This window comes from Delftia sp. CH05, from assembly GCF_009827015.1.
Lineage (GTDB): Bacteria > Pseudomonadota > Gammaproteobacteria > Burkholderiales > Burkholderiaceae_C > Comamonas > Comamonas tsuruhatensis.
The window spans coordinates 51,609-71,992 of sequence record NZ_WUMG01000026.1 but is presented as its reverse complement, the minus strand read 5'-3'; the positions used below and the strand labels follow the sequence as shown (position 1 = coordinate 71,992).

Here is a 20,384-nt window from a genome sequence, read left to right as displayed (position 1 = left end):
GGGTGCCATGTCCTTCATCATGCTTTTCGTCTTCATGGCGGGTGCCGTGATCGCCATGCCCATTGCGCACGCGCTGCTCATGGGCGCCATGGCGGCGGCGGCCACCTCGGACCGCGTGCCGCTGGACCTGCTGGTGCAGCAGATGGTGGCCCAGGTGCAGAGCTTTCCGCTGATCGCCATCCCGTTCTTCATGCTCACCGGCTCGCTGATGATGGGCGGGCGCCTGGGCGAGGCCCTGGTGGGCGTGCTGTCGGCGCTGATAGGGCGCTTTCACGGCGGGCCGGCCCAGGTGGGGGTGATGTCGTCCACGCTGTTCGGCGGGGTGTCGGGCTCGGCCGTGGCCGACGCCTCGGCCATCGGATCGCTGATGATCCCGTGGCACAGGCGGCTGGGCTACCCGCCCGCGTTCTCGGCGGCCACGCTGGCGGCGGCGGCCACCATCGACATCCTGATCCCGCCGTCGATTCCCATGATCCTGTTCGCGCTCAGCGCCAATGCCTCGATTGCGGCGCTGTTCGTGGCGGGCATCGTGCCGGGGCTGCTGATGTGCGCGGGCTTCATGGGCGTGTGCTGGTGGGTGGGCCGCAGGCGCGGCTTTCCGCGCGACACCACGCCCTTCGCCTGGCCCGCCTTCCGGCGCCACCTGCTGTACGCCAGCCCGGCCCTGCTGCTGCCGGTGCTGATCATCGTGTTCCTGCGCTTGGGCATCGCCACGCCCACCGAGGTGGCCGTGCTGTCCACGCTGTATGCGGGCCTGGTATCGGCCGCCATCTACCGCGACCTGGGCTGGCGCCAGCTCAACGATGCGGTGGTGCATGCGGGCCTGGCCACGGGCGTGGTGCTGCTGGTGATCATGGCCTCGGCGGCCATCGGCTGGCTGCTGACCTTCGACCGCATGCCCGATGGCATCGTCCAGTGGGTGCAGTCGCATGTGCATTCAGCCTGGCTGGTGATCGTGCTGATGAACCTGCTGATGCTCTTCATCGGCATGTTCATCGACCTGCCGGCCGCCGTGCTGCTGCTCACGCCGGTGTTCGTGCCGCTGGCCCAGAGCATCGGCATGGACATGACCCAGCTGGGAATCATGATGGTCGTGAACCTGGCCCTGGGGCTGTACACGCCGCCCGTGGGCACGACGCTGTTCATCACGAGCTCGCTGGCCCGGGTCAAGGTGGGCCAGACCGTGCGCGAGCTGATTCCCTTCTACCTGGTGGCGCTGGCGGTGCTGGCGCTGGTGTCCTATGTGCCGGCCAGCATCCTGCGCTGAGCCGCGCGCCTTTCCATCTCTAGGAGACGATGCATGAACCAAGAACTGCAACAGCGCCTGGACCGGCTCGCGGCCTGTGCCTGGCGCATACGCCGCCGCGCCCTGCAAATGGGCGAGGTGCAGGGCCAGGGCTACATAGGCCAGGCCCTGGGCTGGGCCGATGTGCTGGCCGTGGCCTATGGCGACGCGCTGCGGCTGCGGCCCGATGAGCCCGGGTGGGAGGGCCGCGACCGCTTCCTGCTCTCGCACGGCCACTACGCCATCGCCTTCTACGCGGCCCTGGCCGAGGCGGGCATCCTGTCCGACGAGGAACTCCAGACCTATGGCAGCGATGACAGCCGCCTGCCCATGTCGGGCATGGCCAGCTACACACCGGGCATGGAGATTTCGGGCGGCTCGCTGGGCCAGGGCCTGCCGATCGCCGTGGGCATGGCGCTGGCGCTGCGCCACAAGGGCAGCGATGCCTTTGTCTACAACTCCATGTCCGACGGCGAGCTGGACGAGGGCTCGACCTGGGAGGCCGCGCTGTCCGCCGCCCACCACGGGCTGGGCCGGCTGATCTGCCTGGTGGACGTGAACAACCAGCAGGCCGATGGCCCCTCCACGCGCATGCTGGGCTTCGAGCCGCTGGCCGACAAATGGGCCGCCTTCGGCTGGCATGTGCAGCGCGTGGACGGCAACGACCTGGCCCAGGTGGTGCAGGCCTTCGACGCGGCGCGGGCGCTGGCCGAGGACCGGCCCCGCGTCATCCTCTGCGACACGCTGATGGGCAAGGGCGTGCCCTTCCTGGAGCAGCGCGAGAAGAACCATTTCATCCGCGTCGATCCGCCCGAGTGGCAGCAGGCCCTAGCCATCCTGGACGCATCGCAACCCCTGGAGCCCGCCCTGCCATGAACATGCCTCTTGCCACCCCCAAGCCCCGGCCGACCACCTCGGCCATGATCGCCTCCATCGCGGCCGAAGGCCAGCGCGTGCAGGCCGCGCCTTTCGGCAAGGCCCTGGTGGAGCTGGCCGCCAGCCGCCCCGACGTGGTCGGCCTGACCGCCGACCTGGCCAAGTACACCGACCTGCACCTGTTCGCCCAGGCCCACCCCGGGCGCTTCTTCCAGATGGGCATGGCCGAGCAGTTGCTCATGGCCGCCGCCGGCGGCATGGCCAAGGAGGGGCTCACGCCGTTTGCCACCACCTATGCCGTCTTCGGCACGCGCCGCGCCTACGACTTCATCCACCAGGTGATTGCCGAGGACAACCTGGACGTCAAGATCTGCTGCGCCCTGCCCGGCCTGACCACGGGCTACGGCCCCAGCCACCAGGCCACGGACGACCTGGCCATGATGCGGGCCGTGCCGGGGCTGACCATCGTCGATCCCTGCGATGCGCTGGACATCGCCCAGGCCGTGCCGCAGATCGCGGCGCACCGCGGCCCCGTCTACATGCGGCTGCTGCGCGGCAACGTGCCGCTGGTGCTGGACGAGTACGACTACCGGTTCGAGCTGGGCAAGGCCAAGATGCTGCGCGAGGGCCGCGAGGTGCTCATCATCTGCAGCGGCTTCATGACCATGCGCGCGCTGGAGGCCGCCCAACTGCTGGCCACGGACAACGTGGGCGCCGCCGTGCTGCACTGCGCCACCATCAAGCCGCTGGATGTGCAGGCCATCGTGCAGGCCGTGGCCAGCGGGCCGCGCCTGGTGGTGGTGGCGGAGAACCATTCGGTGGTGGGCGGCCTGGGCGAGGCCGTGGCCGGCGCCCTGCTGGAGCGCGATGTGCGGCCCGCGCGCTTTCGGCTGGCGGGCCTGCCCGACGCCTTCCTCGACGCGGGCGCCCTGCCCACGCTGCATGAGCGCTACGGCATCAGCGCCCAGGCGCTGGCAGGGCGCATCCGGCAGTGGCTGGGGTAGGCAAGGCTGCGGTCACGGGGAATCTGTCCGCAGCGCCAGCATATAGCCCATGCCGCGCACCGTGTGCAGCAGCTTGACCGCATAGGGATCGTCGAGCTTGCTGCGCAGCCTGCACACCGCCACGTCCACGGCGTTGTTCAAGGCATCCACGGGCAGGCTCCAGACCTGCTCCACCAATTCGGCACGCGAGACCACATCGCCCTGGCGCTGCAGCAGCAGCCACAGGACGGCGAACTCCTGCCGGGTCAGGTCCAGCCGGCGACCGGCGCGTTCGACCCGCTTCTTGGACAGGTCCAGCACCAGATCCGCCAAAGTCAGGCGCATGCCCTCCCGCCCGGCGGACCCGCGCATGCGCAGCCTTGCGCGGGCCAGGAACACCGGCAGCCTGATGGGCTTGACCAGGTAGTCATCCGCGCCGTGCTGCAGGCAGAACACCTGGTCCTCCAGGCTGTCGTTTGCGGCAACCACGATGGCGGGGGTGCTTGTGGCCCGGCGCAGGGCCTGCAGGACCTCTCGCCCGCTCAACCCGGGCAGGTCCAGGTCCAGCACCACCAGGCTGTAGGCACGGCTCAGTGCCATGTCGCGGCCCTGCCGGCCGTCATGCGCGACGTCCACGTTGAACCCGTCCTGGCACAGGCCCTGGCACAGGTACTGCGCCGATGGAGGATGGGCGTCCACGATCAGGACTTTCATGCTCGCTCCTTTGACCGCACGGCAAGGCTCAGGCCAGCACCTGCCTGAGCATCTGCTGCTGCCGTCGCGCCCATTTCGTGCCGACGCGGATGGCCTCGCGCTGCCGGGAGGAGGCGGAGGCGAAAAAGACCGTCTCGCTGATCTGCAGCCGGTGGAACAAGCGCCGCAACTGCAGCGAACGTGCCCGCAGCGATCCTTCCGGCACCAGGGATTCCTGGCGCTGCGCCGAGAACAGGAAAGCGGCCTGCTCCAGGCAGCAGCGGGCCTCGGGCGTGGTCGCGGGCACGGCCCGGGGCTCGCACAGCCGTGCCTTCGCCACAAAGGGGTTGTGGCCCACCACCAGGCCCCAGGGCCGCATGGCGGTCAAGGGATCGACCGACAGAGCCTCCTGCTTGGTGAGACCGAACGCCCGCGCCAGGCGCAGCCGCATGGCCAGCCGCGGCGCATCGGGCCGCACCGCCTCGATGGCCGTGAGCGCCTCCTCGTCGCCCCCGTCCACGGGCAGCAGCAATGAGCGCAGCAGCAGCCCGGCCTGCTCGTCGTCCTTGGCCGCCGCGGCATGGAGCAGGGCCACGCCCTGCTCCATGGATTCGATGCGTGTGGCATCACGCAGCACCAGCGCACCCAGGCGGCGCTGGGCCTCCGCCAGGCCGTGCCGCGCCGCCTTCTCCAGGCAAAAGCGCGCCAGCGTGGGATTGGCCACCGAACTGCGGTAGTCGGAACACAGGCGAAACAGGTGCAGCCAGGCGATGGCGATGCCGCCATCGGCGGCGCGCAGCAGCAGGGCGGCCGCCTTGCGCAGGTTCTGCGCGTGCACGAGGTTGTCTGGCGCAAGGTGCGCGCAGGACTGGCCGGAAAGCGCCCGCCCCAGCGCATGGCAGGCGCGCAAGTCGCCATCGGCGGCGCAGCGCTCCAGGCTGCTTTCTATCCAGCCCACCGCCAGCCGCCCCAGGCCATGGCCTGCCACCTCCGCCTGGTGAACCAGGTCGGCGATCAGCTGCTGTATGGCGGGACAGGCAGCGGCATGGGGCAGATCGCCCAGCAGCTCCAGCATCTGCACTGCGCGTGGCGACTGGCCCATGGCCATGGCCTGGCGGGCTTCGCTGGCCATGACCTCGGCAATGTCCTGCGGCTGTACGGCGCGCAGGATCTGCAGGACCTGCAGCAGCTCGCCGCAGGTGAGCGCGGATGCGCCGCCTGCCCCGTGGCACGGAAGGGAAGCGCTGCACCGGCCCAGGCATTCCAGCGCCAGATCGAGTTCCCCCCGGATGAGATGCCATGCGGCGAGCTTCTGGCGCCCGACATCCTCGTACTGCGCAGCGATCCTCAAAGGCTCCAGCAGCCCGTGCTCCAGCAACTGCCTCAGCGGCAGATGCAGGGCCATGCAGACCGAGGCCTGGCGCCTGGCCTGGGGCAGTGCGGCCTGCAGGTAGCCGAGCCCCACGGAAATGCTTCTGGGCACGCCCGGCCCCCCTGCCAGATAGGCCTCCCCGAGCTGAAGCCTGGCCCCCGTGTCCCCTCTTCTTGCCAGCATCCTCAGCTTGACATCCTCGCGACGCATTTTCTGTCCCCCCGCCTATCTTTCAATACCCACCCACAGCCGCATCAGCGATACGACACGGATTATTTTTATTTCACCGGAGTCAATCCCCTGAATGCTATCAATGCCCAACATCCATACACCCGACAGCCAAGTGACATTCAAGACATTTTGAAGAAAGGTAACTGTCATGAATGGCAACCCCTCCCGTCTGGTGTTGGCGGGGTGGAACAGGTTTTGCACGAAAAGCCTGTGAATGGCTTGCCATGCCCTGCCCATTTCTTTTCAAGACCGACTGCGATCGCCTACGGATTCTAGTATTTACCACAGCATCCGTTTTGAAAATGGATGCGCATGGAATCCACCATTCAATACAAGGATCAGGCATGAAATTCAATCGCATATTGGCGGCAGCATTGCCCGTCATTTCGCTGGCGGCCAGCGCGCAGTCATCCATCACCCTGTTCGGCATCGTAGACGTCAATGCGCGCTACGTGAGGAACAGCGACCTGCCTGGCAACCTGACCATGAACAACAGCGGCCTGGCCTCCGGGCGGCTGGGATTTCGCGGCGACGAGGATCTGGGCGGCGGACTGAGGGCCGGCTTCTGGCTGGAGTCGGACGTCAATGCCGACACGGGCACGTTCAGCTCCACGGGCAAGTTCTTCCAGCGCCGTTCCACCGTGAGCCTGTCGGGAGGTTTCGGCGAAGTGCGCCTGGGCCGCGACCTTTCGCCGGCTTCGGCACATACCTACAAATACGATCCGTTCGGCGTGATCGGACTGGGCGGTTCCGCCGTGGCAAGCCGCATGCCGGACGGCTTCTCACCGTCCTACTACCGCCGCGACAACGCGATCCAGTACCTCTCGCCCAGCCTCTGGGGCCTGCGTGCGGAATTCATGTACGCCATGGACGAGAACCCATCGAGCAACGTGGGCCGCCACGTGGCAGGCCGGGTTCACTACGAAAACGGTCCATTGAGCCTGTCGCTGTCCTATGGCACGACCGACATCGGCGCCGCCGGCGCCAAGTTCAGGCAGTATGGCGCGGGCGCCTCGTACGACTTCGGTTTCGCCAAGCTCATGGGCCACTTCCAGCGGGAGGACCTGCCTTTCGGCACCTACGGCAGCAGCACCCTGGGCTCCGAGGACCGCTGGCTGCTGGGCATGACGGTTCCCGTGGGCAGCGGCCATCTCCGCGCCTCCTATGTGCGTACCGATTCGCGCAAGGGTCCGGTGGCATTCAATGGCAGCGATGCGAACAAATATGCCATCGGCTATGTGCATGATCTGTCGCGCCGCACGGCCTTGTATGGAACCGTGGCCCGCATATCCAACAAGGGCAATGCGAATTTCGCCCTGTCGGGCGGTGCACCGGGGCTTGCTCCCAAGGGCACGTCAACGGGTGCGGAAGTGGGCATACGCCACAGCTTCTGATTTCCTTTCCGGGATTATTCCCGCCAGAGTTGCAAAACCGCTGGCGGCAGGCCGGGCAATGCCCTTTTTCCGCATTCACCAAACCATTGCCACGGCCTGCCATCCATCCATGTTCCGTTTGAATTGAAAATCCCATTTGCGCCAAGGAGCATTTCATGAAAAACATCAATGCCCTGTATATCGCAGGCATTTTTCTTGCCTGCCCAATGGCCCATGCGGACACTTTTCCCAACGGTCAATCGCATTACGGCTCGCCCGCGCCTGCAGGCTCCTACCGTAGCGTCGATCTGTCGCAGAAGACGCCCATCAACGTCACCTGCGGCGAAACCCTCAATTTCACCAGCAAGGGCAGGACATTCGCGTGGAAGGTCAGCTCCATCCGGCACAGCCATGTGCCGGTGGCGCGCTTTGCGCCGCCCGGTTTCGACACGCAGGGCCGCAGCATCTTCGTCATGCCCGCAGAGCACGAGCGAGGCGGCTGAAGGGGCCGCGTCGCTGCGGCCTGCGCTGCGCAGAATCCAACTCAACGCAACTCGACGCAGCAAAAAAGGGCCCGCAATTCGCGGGCCCTTTTTTGCTGGAGGCAGGCCGAAGCTCAGGCCGCCAGGGCGCCGCGCATGGCGTCGATCACGGCCTTGTAGTCGGGCTTGCCGAAGATGGCGCTGCCCGCCACGAAGGTGTCGGCACCGGCATCGGCCACGCGGCGGATGTTGGTTTCCTTGATGCCGCCGTCCACCTCCAGGCGGATGTCGCGGCCGCTGGCCTCGATGCGCTTGCGCGCGGCCTCGATCTTGCGCAGCGTGCTGTCGATGAAGCTCTGGCCGCCGAAGCCGGGGTTCACGCTCATCAGCAAGATGAGGTCGATGTCGTCGATGACCCAGTCCAGCACGTCCAGCGAGGCGGCCGGGTTGAACACCAGGCCCGGCTTGGCGCCCTGGGCACGGATGTTCTGGATGCTGCGGTGCACGTGGGCCGTGGCATCGGGGTGGAAGCTGATGTAGTCGGCGCCGGCCTTGGCGAAGGCCGTGGCCAGTTCGTCCACGGGCGTGACCATCAGGTGCACGTCGACGGGCACGGGCTGGCCGTCGGGCGTCTTCGCATGGGGCTTCAGGGCCTCGCAGATCATGGGACCGAACGTGAGGTTGGGCACGTAGTGGTTGTCCATCACGTCGAAGTGGATCCAGTCGGCGCCGGAGGCGATCACATTCTTGACCTCGTCACCCAGACGGGCGAAGTCGGCAGACAGGATGGAGGGGGCGATGCGGTAGGTGGGGCTCATGGCCTGCGATTGTCGCAGCTAGCCCATGCCGGCACCAGCGACGGCACAAAGCCATGGGTGGCGGCGCGTGGGGACGTTCGCAAGCCGGTACATTGCGGGCAGTTACCATTGCCGCCATGCCCATGAACGAGTTCCAGGTCCAGGTCCGCCCCGCCTTTTTGCCAGAGCAATCCGCTCCAGCGGCAGGCGTGTACGCCTTCTCCTACACGATCACCGTGACCAATACCGGCCAGGTGCCGGGCCAGTTGATCGCGCGCCACTGGATCATCACCAACGAACTGGGCCATGTCGAAGAGGTCAAGGGCCTGGGGGTGATCGGCCGCCAGCCGCTGCTGCAGCCCGGCGAGACCTTCGAGTACACCAGCGGCTGCCAGCTGCGCACGCCCAACGGCAGCATGCAGGGCACCTATCTGTGCATCAGCCACGAGGGCGAAGTCTTCGAGTGCCCCATCCCGCGCTTTCATCTGCAGTCGGGCGCTGGCGGCGACAGCTTTCCAGACCCTGACAACCGCGTGCTGCACTGAGCGCGTTCCTCGGGGGAGGCGCTAGTCTTCCGCCCTGCCGCAAGACCCCTACATGAAGCGAATCACCCAAGACCTGCCCGGCCTTCTGGCCGCACTCGACCCCGAGGCCGACCTCGCGCACCGCCATATCTGGCTGATCCACCTGCTGGAGTGGGTGCGCGCGCCCAAGCCGTCGGTGGACGGCGCGGTGCAGCGCGTGCAGTTGCTGGTGGAGGCCGTGGAGGCCGATCCGGCCGTGCGCCAGCGCCTGCATGCGTGGTGGCTGCGCTTCATCGATACCGTGGACATCACGGCGCTGCTGGCCGATTTCGGCTTTGCGCCGCGCACCAACATGTTCAGCGAGCTGTCCGAGCGCGTGCGCTACAAGCTGCTGCCCAGCACGCCCGAGACGGTCGATGCCTCCGAGCTGTTCATGCTGGCCATGCCGGACGAATTCGACGCGCGCTGGCTGCATGCGCTGGACGCGGCCCTGCTCGAGCGCATCGCCGTACTGCTGACCGATGGCAGCGAGGGCCAGGGCAGCAGCTTCTGGCAGAACAGCCTGCTGGGCTCCATCACCTATTGCACGGGACAGATTCTTTCCACGGGCTTCTCGCCCGAGCTGCGCCTGCGCATGGACGAGCAGGCGCGCGATGACCAGCCCTTCCACGCCCTGATCCACGATGCGGAAAGCCTGCGCGTGGAGGTGCTGCACGCGCTGCGCACCAACGACCGGCGCGACGCGGCCGAGGCCCGGCTGCGCGAACGGCTGGATGCCTGCCGCGCGGCCGTGACATCGGTGTACGCGCATTTCGAGTCCGAAGGCATTTCGGTGGGCCTGGTGTTTCGCCTGCGCCAGCTGCGCGCGCGCATCCTGCGCGTCAGGCGCCTGCTCGACTGCCTGCTGGCCGACAACCGCGCCACCGAGACGGCCGACCTGCTGGCCAACCTGGTGTCCGTGGGCATCGAGCGGCGCAGCCTGCGCGCCCTGCTGGCCACCAATACCTCGCTGCTGGCCGCCAAGGTGGCCGAGCGCAGCGCCGAGACCGGCGAGCACTACATCACGCGCACGGGCCGCGAGTACCTGTCCATGGTGACCAAGGCCGCCGGCGGCGGCTTCGTGATGGCCTTCACCACGCTGCTCAAGTTCGCGCTCTACGCGCTGGGGCTGTCGGCGTTCTGGGGCGGGCTGGCCGCAGGCATCAACTACTCCATCAGCTTCGTGCTGATCCAGCTGCTGCACTTCACGGTGGCCACCAAGCAGCCGGCCATGACGGCGCCGGCCATGGCCGCCAAGCTCAAGGACCTGCGCGCCAGCGAGGCCATCGAGGAATTCGTGGACGAGGTCGCGCACCTGGTGCGCTCCCAGGTGGCGGCCGTGCTGGGCAACGTGCTGGTGGTGCTGCCCATGGTGCTGCTGCTGTCGCTGGGCTATGCCCAGCTGTTCGGCCACACGCCCATCGACGAGCCGCATGCGATTGCCGTGCTCGATTCGCTGAGCCTGCTGGGCCTGTCGCCGCTGTTCGCTGCCTTCACGGGCGTGCTGCTGTTTGCCAGCAGCCTGATCGCGGGCTGGGCCGAGAACTGGTTCGTGCTGCGCCGGCTGGACTCGGTGATCCGCTACAACCCCGGCATCACGCGCTGGCTGGGCGCCGGGCGCGCGGATCGCTGGGCGCATTTCTGGCGCAAGAACATCTCGGGCTTTGCCGCCAATGTCTCGCTGGGCATGATGCTGGGCCTCGTGCCGGCCTTTGCGGCCTTCTTCGGCCTGGGGCTGGAGGTGCGCCACGTCACGCTGTCGGCCGGCCAGATCGGGGCCGCCATGGCCGCCCTGGGCTGGGAGGTTCTGCACTCCCACATCTTCTGGTGGGCGATTGCCTTGCTGCCCGTCAATGGCGCGTTGAACGTCACTGTCAGCTTTTATCTGGCATTCCGCGTTGCGCTGAGGGCACACAATGTCAGCGGAGTCGACCGCTCGCGCATCTATTCGGCTATCCGCCGCCGTCTGCGCACAGCGCCGCTGAGTTTCTTCCGCCCCTGAGCCTGCGGGACCTCGGGAACCACGCGGAACCCACGTGCTGGCGTGCCCGCCCGGCCTTGCAGCCCGGCAGTCACGCCAGTGGATCGCCAACGAAGTGTCCCGTGCCAGGCGCACGGGACGCGGGCTTGCCCGCGCCGCAGGGAAGGCCTTGCGGAGCTTCGCTTGCGGGCCGCTGGCTCGCGCAAAGGACGTCGCTGATGAATGACATGCTGAGCTTCTGGGAACCGTGGCTGCGGCCTTCTGCCGGGCTGGCCACGGTGCAGTGGTCCCTGCTGCTGGCCGTGGCCACCATGGTCGGCTATGCCTGCCAGCGCCATGCCGCCCTGCCCAAGGTGGTCGGCTACTCGCTGGTCGGCGGCATTGCCGGGTTGATCGGCTTTGGGGCCAACACCACCTGGCCGCTGCAGGGCACGGGGCTGTTCCTGCTGGAGCTGGGCGTGGCCATCGTGCTGTTCGAATGCGGCGGGCGCATCACGCTGCGCTGGTTCCGCCACAACCCCATGGTGCTGGTGCAAAGCGTGGCCGAGTCCGCGCTGACCTACATGCTGGTCTCCCTGGTGCTGGGCTGGCTGGGCATGGCCCCCGAAGTGGCCGGGCCGCTGGCCCTGGTGGCCATGGCGGCCTCGCCCCTGGTGCTGACGCGCGTGGTGGCCGACATGCGTGCCGCAGGCGCCGTGACCGATCGCGGCCTGGTGCTGTCCACCCTGTCCACGCTGTATGCGCTGGCCCTGGGCAGCGCCAAGGCGGGCATGCTGACGCAGCCCAAGGCCGGCTTCGTGGCCTCGATCATGCCGGTGCTGGTGGTCTTGGGCGTCTCGGTGGCCGTGGCCCTGGTGCTGGCCGTGCTGATGCGCCTGGCGCTGCGCTTCATGAGTCCGGCCAGCGAGAACACCTCCATCCTCTTTCTCACCCTGATCTCGGCCAGCGTGCCGCTGACCTCGTACCTGGGCGGCTCGGCGCCGCTGGCGGCGCTGCTGGGCGGCATCCTGCTCAAGCAGTTCAACCCGCGCCCCTGGGCGTGGCCGCGCCAGCTGGGCACGGCGGCCTCGCTGCTGACCATGCTGATGTTCGTGCTGGTCTCCACCGTGGCCGCACAGGCCGACTGGAGCGCGCCGGTGGCCGGCGTGGTGGGCGCCGTGATCCTGGCGCGCCTGGTCGCCAAGACCCTGGGCGTGGCCGTGGGCAATGTGGGCACGGGCGCCAACTGGCGCCAGGCCTTCTGGGTGGGCTGCGCCATGGCGCCCATGTCATCGGTGGCGCTGCTGATCGCCTCGCAGTTCGTGGCCGCCGCGCCCGAGCTGGGCGCGCAGATCGCAGGCGTGGCCCTGCCCACCATTTTGGTGATGGAGGTGCTGGGCGCCGCCCTGGCCACCGTGGCCATCTACCGCTCCGGCGAAAGCTCCCGTCCCTGGAAGCCGCTGAGCCGCTCGAACACCGCAGGAGATGAACGTGAGTCTTGAAGCCTTCAACTCGTCCGAACCGCTGACCCTGGGCGTGGAGCTGGAACTGCAGCTGGTCAACACCCACGACTACGACCTGGCCCCCTACGCCGAGGACATGCTGCGCCTCATGCTCAAGAACCCGCTGCCCGGCAGCGTGGTGCCCGAGATGACGAACAGCATGATCGAGATCTCCACCAGCGTCTGCCATTCGGCCTCGGAGGTGCTGGGCCAGCTCAGCCAGATCCGCGATGCCCTGGTCAAAAGCGCCGACAAGCTCAACATCGCCGTGGTGGGCGGCGGCACCCACCCCTTCCAGCAGTGGCATGAGCGGCGCATCTACGACAAGCCGCGCTTCCAGGAGCTGTCGCAGCTGTATGGCTACCTGTCCAAGCAGTTCACCATCTTCGGCCAGCACGTGCACATCGGCTGCCCCGACGCCGATGCGGCCCTGCTGATGCTGCACCGCATGTCGCGCTACATCCCGCACTTCATTGCGCTGTCGGCCTCCAGCCCCTACGTGCAGGGCCACGACACGGCCTTCGACTCGGCGCGGCTGAACTCGGTGTTCGCCTTTCCGCTGTCGGGCCGCGCGCCCTGCGTGCTGCACTGGAGCGAGTTCGAGCAGTACTTCGACAAGATGACGCGCACGGGCGTGGTCAAGAGCATGAAGGACTTCTACTGGGACATCCGGCCCAAGCCCGAGTTCGGCACCATCGAGATCCGCGTGTTCGACACGCCGCTGACCATCGAGCGGGCAGCCGCCCTGTCCGGCTACGTGCAGGCGCTGGCCGCCTGGTTCATGGACACCCAGCCCTTCACGCCCGTGGAGGACGACTACCTGGTCTACACCTACAACCGCTTCCAGGCCTGCCGCTTCGGCCTGGAGGCCGTGTACGTGGACCCGGCCACGGGCGAGCACATGCCGCTGGCCGACCACATCCTCAAGACCATGGATGCCGTGGCCGACTACGCGGCCCGCCATGGCGCCGCGCCCGCCCTGCACCTGCTGCGCAGCGACGTGGCCGCCGGCAGCAACGATGCCCGCTGGCTGCGCGAACGCCAGCGCAGCGAGCAGCTGCTGGCCGAGGTCTCGCGCCAGGCGGCCATGCGCTTTCGCGGTCAGGCCGTCTGAGGCCGGCGTTCAGCGCAGGCTCAAGGCAGCACCGCCGCCGCACGCGCGGCGGTGATCTGCGTGTCCGCGTCGCGCTGCAGCAGCAGGCGCTGGCGCACCAGGTCCTGGGCCGCCGCCGTGACGGCGCTCACGTAGCCGGCCTGGTCGACATACAGCTCCTCCAGTGACGGCCGCCCGTCACCGGCCGCCAGCCGCGCCGCGCGCGTCTTGTGGAAGGGGATGAAGCTGCCCGTGAGGTTGGACAGGTCCACGATGCCCGGCGTGGCCACGTAGTTGAACTCCATGCTGGTGCCCAGCGGTGCCCGCACCTCCACGCTGCGGATGCCGGCGCGCGTGAGGCCGGTGGCCGCATCGACCTGGGGCACGAGGATGGCGTAGTCCTTGCCCGTGGCGCGCGGCGGCTGCAGCGTGGCGATGCCGCTTTCGTCCTGCGGCACGTACTGCGGGCCGAAGTCGAGCAGCGCAAAGCCGTTGTGGCGCGCCAGGTAACGGAACTCGGGGATGGCGGTCTGCACGCCGCCCACGCTCCAGCTCAGGCCCTTCATGGCGGGAAAGACCAGCTTGTCGGGCCGCACCAGGGTGCCGTCGGCCAGCCTGGGCACCTGGCTGGCCGGCGGCTCGGTGCCGCGCACCACCCAGTCCTCCAGCGCGATGAACAGCGCGCGGAACGTGTCGTTGAAGTGCACCACGGTACCGGCCGGATAGACATTGCGCGTGGGCGCATAGCCGATGCTGGCCGTGCCGCCCGCACCGCCGTGCTGGGTGCTGGCGTAGTAGTAGATGCGCGCATTGGCGGGCTGGGCGATGTCGCGCAGGCCGTTGGCATCGGTCAGCACGGGCGAGCCCTGCAGCTGCCAGAACTCCGTGCCCGACAGGCCCAGGAAGAACTTGGGGCAGGTGTTGCTGGCTTCGCAGCGCTTCATCACGCCGCCCTGGCGGCCGCTGACCTCGTCGCTGTAGTCCTTGTCCAGGCCGCGCGGCGCGGTCTGGCCGAAGGCCGTGTGGTCGGTGCGCAGGCCGCCCCCGCCGCCGGGCACGGCAAAGCGCGTGTTGATGTTGGTCTGGCGCGCGGCCACATGGGCATACATGCCGTCGAAGACCTTGCCGCCATCGAGCGCCTGGTTGAAGCCCAGGTGCAGGAAAGTCTTCATGGCATTGCCCGACTGCGAGGTGCCCTGGCCGATGGTGTGCGTGATGCGCCCGGCCAGCGGATTGGCCTTGCCGTCGGCATCGGCCGCCTTGGCGCGGAAGAAGCTCACCGTATCGCGCAGCGCGGCCAGGCCCACGCCCATGACCTTGGGGTCCTTGGCCACATAGACCAGCTCGTAGAGGTACTGCGGGTCGAACCCGCCCTTCAGGCAGACATTGGTGGCGCTGGGTGTGCCGGGGAAGGGATTGGCGGCGGCATCGCAGCTGGCGAACTTCCAGTCGCCCGCAGGCACGGTCTGGCGCGCATCGGTTTCGTTGATGCGGCGCGTGAGCGAGTAGCCGGCCTGCGTGTTGTCCAGGCTGGCGGGCTCGTAGGGGGTCATGCTTCCATTGAACACGCCGCCGGGCAGGGCCATGGAGGGCACGGCGGCGGCCGGGACCAGTTCGGTGCGGTAGCTCCCCGTGATGCTGCTGCCGTCCTTGTTGCGGGCCACGGGCACGGTGACCGTCAGGCGCGCGGGCGTGGACTTGGGCACGTCGCCCTGCCAGGCCGAGTACAGCAGCACATAGCCGCGCTCCAGGTAGACCGCATCGCCGGGCGTGGCCGTGGGGTTGGGCATGGTCAGGATGTTGCCGCGGTTGGGCGCGTCATAGCGCAGCACGCCGCTGGCCTTGGACATGTCCTTGGGCTTGAGCATGACGAAGTCGGTGCTGTACTCGACCATGCCGCGCGCATTCACGGGCGCCAGCGCCAGGTCCTGGATCACGGCGTTCTTCGGGTCGGCCGGGTCCAGCTCGCCGCGCAGCACGCCGGTGACTTTTTCGTAGGCGCCGACACTGCCGTAGCTGCCGGCAAAGTCCTCGGTGGCGCTGATGCTCAGCTGCATGCGCGGCGCCTGCGAACCGGCAGGCGAGTCACTGCCGCCGCAAGCGGCCAGCAGGCCGGATGCGGCCAGGGCAAGGGCCAGGGGATGGGTGGATCTGATGTGCATGTTGTCTCCTTGGGGTCATGGCACAGGCAAGGCTGCGCCCTGGCCGCCGTGCATTGCGGCGGCCTAGGGCGGTTCGGAAAAAAAGGAACGGGAGAGCGGGGAACGGGAGAGCGGGGGAGCGGCCTACTCGGGCTGGATGCCGGCGGCCTTGATCACCTGGCCCCACTTCTGGGTCTCGGCGGCCTGGAAGGCGGCCAATTCCTGCGGTGTGGCCGTCCAGCCCTGGGAGCCGGACATGTCGAAGAAGGACTTGGCGCCCGCGCTGTGCACGGCGTCGGACAGCAGGCGGTTCAGGCGGGCCACCACGGCCTCGGGCGTGCCGGCCGGCGCATAGGCGGCGAACCAGTAGCCCATGTCATAGCCCTTGACGCCGGCCTCCTCCAGCGTGGGCACCTCGGGCAGCTGCGGGCTGCGCTGGGTGGTGGAGTAGCCCAGGGCGCGCAGCTTGCCCGACTTGACCTGGGGCACGCCGGTGGAGGTGTCGGTGATCATCAGGTCGATCTGGCCGCCCAGCAGGTCGGTGATGGCCAGCGGATTGCTCTTGTAGGGCACGTGCATCAGGTCCACGCCGGCCAGCTGCTTGAGCATTTCACCGGCCACGCGGCTGGAGGAGCTGCCGCTGCCGAACGACAGCTTGCCCGGCTGCTTCTTCGCCGCCGCCAGCAGATCGCCCACGTTCCTGTACGGCGCATCGGCGCGCACCACCAGCACCTGGCCGCCCTTGCCCAGCCCGGCCACGGGCGCGAAGTCCTTGACCGCGTCATAGGGCAGCTTCTTGTACAGATGCTGGTTGGCCGCGTGCGTGGTGTTGGTGGTGATCAGCACCGTGTAGCCATCGGCCGCCGAGCGCGCCACCTGCTGGGCCGCGATCATGCCGCTGGCGCCGCCCTTGTTCTCGACCACCACGGCCTGCTTGGTCGCCGTGGTCACGGCCTGGCCCAGCGCCCGTGCCAGCTGGTCGGTGGCGCTGCCGGCCGCAAACGGCACGACGAAGGTGATGGGCTTGGACGGATAGTCCTGTGCCAGGGCCGGTGCGGCGGCGGCTGCTGCCAGCGCGCAGGCGGCCAGGGCGAGCACATGGCGGCGGGGGAAGTTGTGCGAAAGGTTCATGTCTGTCTCCTTTGTTGTGATGAATGTGTGACGGGTGGGTGCTGCCGGCTACTCCGGCGCCAGGTGGGGCAGCAGCGAAGCCGGTATGTGGACCTGCATCTGCAGCAGCCAGTACGACAGCGCCTTGCCGTGGCTGTCGAGGTTGAGCGCATCGTTGACGCCGCCGTCCAGCACCGCGTCCAGCACCCAGTTCATGGCCTGCAGGCGCTGCAGCACGAAGCGCTGCACGCGCGCCGGGCGCCGGGCGGCGAAGTGCGCGGCCACGCGCTCTTCGGTGATCTGCTCCACCAGCACGGGCCAGCAGGCGGCATTCCAGGCGATGAGGCTGATGTTGGAGCGGTTGCCCTTGTCCCCCGTGCGCCCGTGCGCCAGGCGGTACAGCGGCACGGTGACGGGCATCGTGGTTGGCAGTGTGTTCATGCGGCGTGCTCCCCGGCTTCTTTCTCGACCCCTTTGTCGACCCCTTTATCGATCTCTCCCTCGGCCCACTTCCACCCGGTGGCGATGCTCTGCTGCGCCAGCAGGCAGGACACCGTGCCCAGCCGCGCGCGCAGCGCCGTGCGCACGCCGCCGCCGCCGGCCGGCCCGCAGGTGTACAGCGCATTGACCTCGCGCGGCAGGCGCCGCGCCTGGGCCTGCGTGGGGCGCAGCCAGGCGGCGCGCAGGCGCACGTCCTGGGGGGCGGCTGCGCCGGCCGGCTGCGCGTCGCGCCAGCGGCCGGCGTCGTCGCCCAGCACGCTGGCCACGCCGATCCAGTCCAGTCGCAGGTCGCCGGCGGCCTCGCCGCCCAGGCGCTCGCGCAGCACCTCGCCAGCCAGCCGGGCGCGCTCCAGGGCGCGCGGGCCGGCATAGGAGATCTCGCCCTCGGCCAGCCAGCCCGAGGCATGGCAGACATTGACCTTGTAGTGGCCGTTGTGCGCATGGCCGCGCACGCCGCTCAGGCGCACGGCGTCAGGCCCCACCTGGTGCACCTCGGCCTCGGACAGGTCGGCCACCACGTCGGGCGTCAGGTAGGCGGCCGGGTCGTGCACCTCGTACAGCAGCTGTTCCTTGACCGTGCGTTCGCTGACCAGGCCGCCCGTGCCTTCGGGCTTGGTGATGGTGCAGTCGCCCGAGGGCTCGATGATGGCGATGGGATAGCCCAGCCGCGCCAGGCCCTGCACGTCCTTGAAGCCCGGGTCGGCAAAGTAGCCGCCCGTGACCTGGGCGCCGCATTCCAGCAGGTGGCCGGCCATGGTGGCGCGCGCCAGGCGGTCCCAGTCGTCCCAGGCCCAGCCGAAATGCGCCATGGCCGGCCCCAGGGTCAGCGAGGGGTCGGACACGCGGCCGGCCACCACGATCTCGGCGCCGGCCTGCAGGGCCTCGGCAATCGCGCGGGCACCGATGTAGGCGTTGGCACTGACCAGCGAATCCTCGGGGAACTCTGCGCCCAGCGCGGCCCGCAGCGCCCCGCGGTACGCCGGGCCGCTCACATCGTCGCCATGCACGACGGCGATGCGCGGCACGCGCAGGCCCAGGCGCTGCGCCAGCCGCTGGATGCAGCGCGCCGCGCCTTCGGGGTTGGCGGCACCGAAGTTGCTGACGATGCGTATGCCATGCGCCAGGCAGTCGGCCAGCACGGGCTCCAGCAGGTCCTCCAGCAGGGGTTCATAGCCCGCGTCGGGCTGCTCGCGCCGCGCGAGCTGGGCCAGCGCCAGCGTGCGCTCGGCCAGGGTCTCGAAGATCAGGCAGGCGCTCTGGCCGCTGGCCGCCAGGGCGCGCACCACGGGCGCGGCGGCATCGGTGCGGTCGCCCGAGAAGCCGGCTGCGCAGCCCACCCACAGCGGGGGCCTGTCCGGGGCAAGAGAGGGTTCCAGGTTGTCCATGAGAGCCAATGTAGGCAGCCGCTGCTAATCTGTGAAATCGATTGTTCGGATCGACTTATCCAAAAACCCGATGAATATCTCCTCCCGCCAGCTCGATGCCTTCATCGCCCTGGCCCAGCTCAGCAGCTTCACCCTGGCCGCGCAGCGCTGCCATCTGTCGCAGCCGGCCTTCAGTGCCCTGATCAAGGGGCTTGAAGACGGCGTGGGCGTGCGCCTGTTCGACCGCAGCACGCGCCACGTGGCGCTGACGCAGGAGGGGGCGCAGTTCCTCGATGCCGCGCAGCGCATACGCGCCGACCTGGGCGATGCCGTGCAGGGCCTGCGCGAGGCGGCGGCGCTGCAGCGCGGGCGCGTGTCCATCGCCCTGCTGCCTTCGCTGGCGGCGGCCTGGCTGCCGCCCGTGCTGGCGCTGTTCCATGCGCGCCATCCGGGCATACAGCTGCAGGTGTCGGACCTGCTGTCCGAATCGTGCATCGCCCAGGTGGCCTCGGGCCAGGCCGACCTGGCGCTGGCCGCCATCCGCGCCGACACCGAGGAGCTGCAGGCCGAATGGTTCTGCGCCGACAGGCTGCACCTGGTCTGCCGCGCCGACCATGCGCTGGCGGCCCTGCCCGCGCCGGCCATGGCCGACCTGCGTGACCAGCCCTTCATCCAGCTCGCCCGCCACAGCAGCGTGCGCCAGTACCTGGAATCGCAGGAGCAGGCCCCGCCCCTCAACACCTTGCTGGAAGTGGAGCACCTGGCCACCGTGATGGGCATGGTGCGCGCGGGCCTGGGCATCAGCGTGGTGCCGGCCCTGGCGCTGTTCCACTTCGTGCAGCCTGGCCTGGTGACGCGCCCGCTGGCCGATGCCGACCGCCGGCGCGACCTGTACCTGGTGCGCAGGCGCCAGCGCAGCCTGTCGCCGGCCGCCCAGGCCTTCCACGCGCTGGCGCTGGAGCATCGGCCCGGTGCGGGCGAGACCACCTGATACGGGGCAGCACGAACCTCGCAGCACAATAGCCCGATCGCCAACCGCCTCCGAAAGCCGCCACCGTGGGTGAATTCGACCTGATCCGCCGCTTCTTCCAGCGCCCCGTGCGCCGCGCCGCCCTGGGCGTGGGCGATGACTGCGCCCTGCTCGCCCCGGCGCCGGGCATGCAGCTGGCCGTCTCCAGCGACATGCTGGTCGAGGGCCGGCATTTCTTCGCCGACGTGGACCCGCGCCTGCTGGGCCACAAATCCCTGGCCGTGAACCTGTCCGACCTGGCGGCCTGCGGCGCGCGTCCGCTGGCCTTCACCCTGGCCCTGTCCCTGCCGCGCGCCGATGCGGCCTGGACCGAGGCGTTTGCGGCCGGCCTGCTGGCCCTGGCCGACGCCCACGGCTGCGAGCTGGTCGGCGGCGACACCACCCAGGGGCCCTTGAACATCTGCATCACCGTCTTCGGCGAAGTGCCGCCCGGCCAGGCCCTGCTGCGCAGCGGCGCGCGCGCAGGCGACGACATCTGGGTCAGCGGCAGCCTGGGCGATGCCCGCCTGGCGCTGGAAGCCCTGCTGGACCACACCACCCTGCCACCCGGCACGCTGGCCGCCGCGCGCCAGCGCCTGGAAGCGCCCACGCCGCGCGTGGCCCTGGGCCAGGCGCTGCGCGGCATTGCCAGCAGCGCGCTGGATGTGAGCGACGGCCTGCTGGGCGACCTGGGCCACATCCTCGAGCAATCCCGCGTGGGTGCCAGCCTGGACACGCGCCTGATCACGCCGCTGCTCGATGCCGGCCGGCACACGCCCCTGGCCATCGACCTGCTGCACCAGTGCACCCTGTCCGGCGGCGACGATTACGAGCTGTGCTTCACGGCCCCGGCCGACCGGCGCGATGCCGTGCAGGCCGCAGGCCGCGACAGCGCCACGCGCGTCACGCGCATCGGCTGCATCGAGGAGCAGCCCGGCCTGCGGCTGATCGGCCCGGACGGTGCGGCCATGGCGCCCCGATGGGCCTCATTCGACCACTTCGCTGCGGCCTGACGCCGCGCCAAACCACTTTCATCCGAGAAGGACTGC

The 20,384-nt window shown here is 69.0% G+C and carries 18 protein-coding genes; 11 read left to right on the top strand and 7 right to left on the bottom strand.

Translation table 11 applies throughout. The features are described from left to right. The first annotated feature begins 7 nt into the window (after window positions 1–7). From GRX31_RS19300 to GRX31_RS19290, 3 genes are read left to right on the top strand one after another with little or no spacing between them, the layout of a single operon-like run. Window positions 8–1,267: a TRAP transporter large permease gene (locus GRX31_RS19300; protein WP_160854260.1), complete on the top strand. Its 1,260-nt coding sequence runs from the start codon at window positions 8–10 to the stop codon at window positions 1,265–1,267. Window positions 1,268–1,300: 33 nt separating this feature from the next. Continuing rightward, window positions 1,301–2,161 (top strand): transketolase, encoded by an 861-nt coding sequence (locus GRX31_RS19295; RefSeq protein WP_012202660.1) that lies wholly within the window; start codon window positions 1,301–1,303, stop codon window positions 2,159–2,161. Then, window positions 2,158–3,165, top strand: coding sequence for a transketolase family protein (locus GRX31_RS19290; RefSeq protein ID WP_160854258.1), 1,008 nt, complete (start codon window positions 2,158–2,160; stop codon window positions 3,163–3,165). The genes GRX31_RS19295 and GRX31_RS19290 overlap by 4 nt, the downstream gene beginning before the upstream one ends. A gap of 12 nt (window positions 3,166–3,177) precedes the next feature. On the opposite strand, the gene GRX31_RS19285 is transcribed toward GRX31_RS19290, so the two are convergent. Next, window positions 3,178–3,858, bottom strand: a complete 681-nt coding sequence (locus GRX31_RS19285; protein ID WP_016450599.1) for a winged helix-turn-helix domain-containing protein — start codon at window positions 3,856–3,858, stop codon at window positions 3,178–3,180. Window positions 3,859–3,886: 28 nt separating this feature from the next. Beyond that, window positions 3,887–5,320, bottom strand: a complete 1,434-nt coding sequence (locus GRX31_RS19280; protein WP_227472653.1) for a hypothetical protein — start codon at window positions 5,318–5,320, stop codon at window positions 3,887–3,889. A 464-nt stretch (window positions 5,321–5,784) separates the two neighbouring features. On the opposite strand from GRX31_RS19280, the gene GRX31_RS19275 reads away from it, so the two are divergent. Beyond that, the gene (locus tag GRX31_RS19275; RefSeq protein WP_016450601.1) at window positions 5,785–6,834 is read left to right on the top strand and encodes a porin; all 1,050 of its coding nucleotides are present in this window, start codon (window positions 5,785–5,787) and stop codon (window positions 6,832–6,834) included. A 155-nt stretch (window positions 6,835–6,989) separates the two neighbouring features. Beyond that, the gene (locus GRX31_RS19270) at window positions 6,990–7,316 is read left to right on the top strand and encodes a CzcE family metal-binding protein (protein ID WP_043790802.1); all 327 of its coding nucleotides are present in this window, start codon (window positions 6,990–6,992) and stop codon (window positions 7,314–7,316) included. A 113-nt stretch (window positions 7,317–7,429) separates the two neighbouring features. Here the strand turns inward: GRX31_RS19270 and rpe are convergent, their stop codons facing one another. After that, window positions 7,430–8,113 (bottom strand): ribulose-phosphate 3-epimerase, encoded by a 684-nt coding sequence (gene rpe, locus GRX31_RS19265; protein WP_016450603.1) that lies wholly within the window; start codon window positions 8,111–8,113, stop codon window positions 7,430–7,432. Between the two features lie 116 nt (window positions 8,114–8,229). Between rpe and apaG the strand changes: the two genes are divergently transcribed. The 4 genes from apaG to GRX31_RS19245 all read left to right on the top strand — a co-directional run bounded on the left by apaG (window position 8,230) and on the right by GRX31_RS19245 (window position 13,231). Further along, window positions 8,230–8,637 carry a Co2+/Mg2+ efflux protein ApaG gene (gene apaG / locus GRX31_RS19260; RefSeq protein WP_016450604.1) on the top strand — a complete coding sequence of 136 codons (408 nt, stop codon included), beginning with the start codon at window positions 8,230–8,232 and terminating at the stop codon, window positions 8,635–8,637. A 52-nt stretch (window positions 8,638–8,689) separates the two neighbouring features. Then, the gene (locus GRX31_RS19255) at window positions 8,690–10,657 is read left to right on the top strand and encodes a site-specific recombinase (RefSeq protein ID WP_160854256.1); all 1,968 of its coding nucleotides are present in this window, start codon (window positions 8,690–8,692) and stop codon (window positions 10,655–10,657) included. Window positions 10,658–10,854: 197 nt separating this feature from the next. Continuing rightward, the gene (locus GRX31_RS19250) at window positions 10,855–12,117 is read left to right on the top strand and encodes a cation:proton antiporter (protein WP_160854254.1); all 1,263 of its coding nucleotides are present in this window, start codon (window positions 10,855–10,857) and stop codon (window positions 12,115–12,117) included. Then, window positions 12,107–13,231: a YbdK family carboxylate-amine ligase gene (locus GRX31_RS19245; protein ID WP_013804717.1), complete on the top strand. Its 1,125-nt coding sequence runs from the start codon at window positions 12,107–12,109 to the stop codon at window positions 13,229–13,231. The genes GRX31_RS19250 and GRX31_RS19245 overlap by 11 nt, the downstream gene beginning before the upstream one ends. A 20-nt stretch (window positions 13,232–13,251) precedes the next feature. Here the strand turns inward: GRX31_RS19245 and GRX31_RS19240 are convergent, their stop codons facing one another. The 4 genes from GRX31_RS19240 to GRX31_RS19225 all read right to left on the bottom strand — a co-directional run bounded on the left by GRX31_RS19240 (window position 13,252) and on the right by GRX31_RS19225 (window position 18,347). Beyond that, complete coding sequence (locus tag GRX31_RS19240) at window positions 13,252–15,372, bottom strand: alpha/beta hydrolase domain-containing protein (protein WP_160854252.1); 2,121 nt, start codon at window positions 15,370–15,372, stop codon at window positions 13,252–13,254. Between the two features lie 123 nt (window positions 15,373–15,495). Beyond that, window positions 15,496–16,482 (bottom strand): Bug family tripartite tricarboxylate transporter substrate binding protein, encoded by a 987-nt coding sequence (locus GRX31_RS19235; RefSeq protein WP_016450608.1) that lies wholly within the window; start codon window positions 16,480–16,482, stop codon window positions 15,496–15,498. Window positions 16,483–16,530: 48 nt separating this feature from the next. Continuing rightward, on the bottom strand, window positions 16,531–16,902 hold the full coding sequence (locus GRX31_RS19230; RefSeq protein ID WP_013804720.1) for an AtuA-related protein: 372 nt from the start codon (window positions 16,900–16,902) through the stop codon (window positions 16,531–16,533). After that, the gene (locus tag GRX31_RS19225) at window positions 16,899–18,347 is read right to left on the bottom strand and encodes an acyclic terpene utilization AtuA family protein (protein ID WP_154836263.1); all 1,449 of its coding nucleotides are present in this window, start codon (window positions 18,345–18,347) and stop codon (window positions 16,899–16,901) included. Before GRX31_RS19225 ends, GRX31_RS19230 begins: the two co-directional genes overlap by 4 nt. A 70-nt stretch (window positions 18,348–18,417) precedes the next feature. Between GRX31_RS19225 and GRX31_RS19220 the strand changes: the two genes are divergently transcribed. Together GRX31_RS19220 and thiL are read left to right on the top strand one after the other, a co-directional pair. Beyond that, a complete protein-coding gene (locus GRX31_RS19220) occupies window positions 18,418–19,317 on the top strand; it encodes a LysR family transcriptional regulator (RefSeq protein ID WP_016453950.1) in 900 nt (299 codons plus the stop codon). A gap of 65 nt (window positions 19,318–19,382) precedes the next feature. Continuing rightward, entirely contained in the window at window positions 19,383–20,348 is a 966-nt protein-coding gene (gene thiL / locus GRX31_RS19215; protein ID WP_160854250.1) for a thiamine-phosphate kinase, read from the top strand. Window positions 20,349–20,384: the final 36 nt, after the last annotated feature.

Excerpts from the sequence above, each read along its gene's own strand:
- GRX31_RS19300 (WP_160854260.1), top strand. The coding sequence starts at position 8 with ATGTCCTTCATCATGCTTTTCGTCTTCATGGCGGGTGCCGTGATCGCC.
- GRX31_RS19295 (WP_012202660.1), top strand. The coding sequence starts at position 1,301 with ATGAACCAAGAACTGCAACAGCGCCTGGACCGGCTCGCGGCCTGTGCC.
- GRX31_RS19290 (WP_160854258.1), top strand. The coding sequence starts at position 2,158 with ATGAACATGCCTCTTGCCACCCCCAAGCCCCGGCCGACCACCTCGGCC.
- GRX31_RS19285 (WP_016450599.1), bottom strand. The coding sequence starts at position 3,858 with ATGAAAGTCCTGATCGTGGACGCCCATCCTCCATCGGCGCAGTACCTG.
- GRX31_RS19275 (WP_016450601.1), top strand. The coding sequence starts at position 5,785 with ATGAAATTCAATCGCATATTGGCGGCAGCATTGCCCGTCATTTCGCTG.
- GRX31_RS19270 (WP_043790802.1), top strand. The coding sequence starts at position 6,990 with ATGAAAAACATCAATGCCCTGTATATCGCAGGCATTTTTCTTGCCTGC.
- rpe (WP_016450603.1), bottom strand. The coding sequence starts at position 8,113 with ATGAGCCCCACCTACCGCATCGCCCCCTCCATCCTGTCTGCCGACTTC.
- apaG (WP_016450604.1), top strand. The coding sequence starts at position 8,230 with ATGCCCATGAACGAGTTCCAGGTCCAGGTCCGCCCCGCCTTTTTGCCA.
- GRX31_RS19255 (WP_160854256.1), top strand. The coding sequence starts at position 8,690 with ATGAAGCGAATCACCCAAGACCTGCCCGGCCTTCTGGCCGCACTCGAC.
- GRX31_RS19250 (WP_160854254.1), top strand. The coding sequence starts at position 10,855 with ATGAATGACATGCTGAGCTTCTGGGAACCGTGGCTGCGGCCTTCTGCC.
- GRX31_RS19240 (WP_160854252.1), bottom strand. The coding sequence starts at position 15,372 with ATGCACATCAGATCCACCCATCCCCTGGCCCTTGCCCTGGCCGCATCC.
- GRX31_RS19235 (WP_016450608.1), bottom strand. The coding sequence starts at position 16,482 with ATGAACCTTTCGCACAACTTCCCCCGCCGCCATGTGCTCGCCCTGGCC.
- GRX31_RS19230 (WP_013804720.1), bottom strand. The coding sequence starts at position 16,902 with ATGAACACACTGCCAACCACGATGCCCGTCACCGTGCCGCTGTACCGC.
- GRX31_RS19225 (WP_154836263.1), bottom strand. The coding sequence starts at position 18,347 with ATGGACAACCTGGAACCCTCTCTTGCCCCGGACAGGCCCCCGCTGTGG.
- GRX31_RS19220 (WP_016453950.1), top strand. The coding sequence starts at position 18,418 with ATGAATATCTCCTCCCGCCAGCTCGATGCCTTCATCGCCCTGGCCCAG.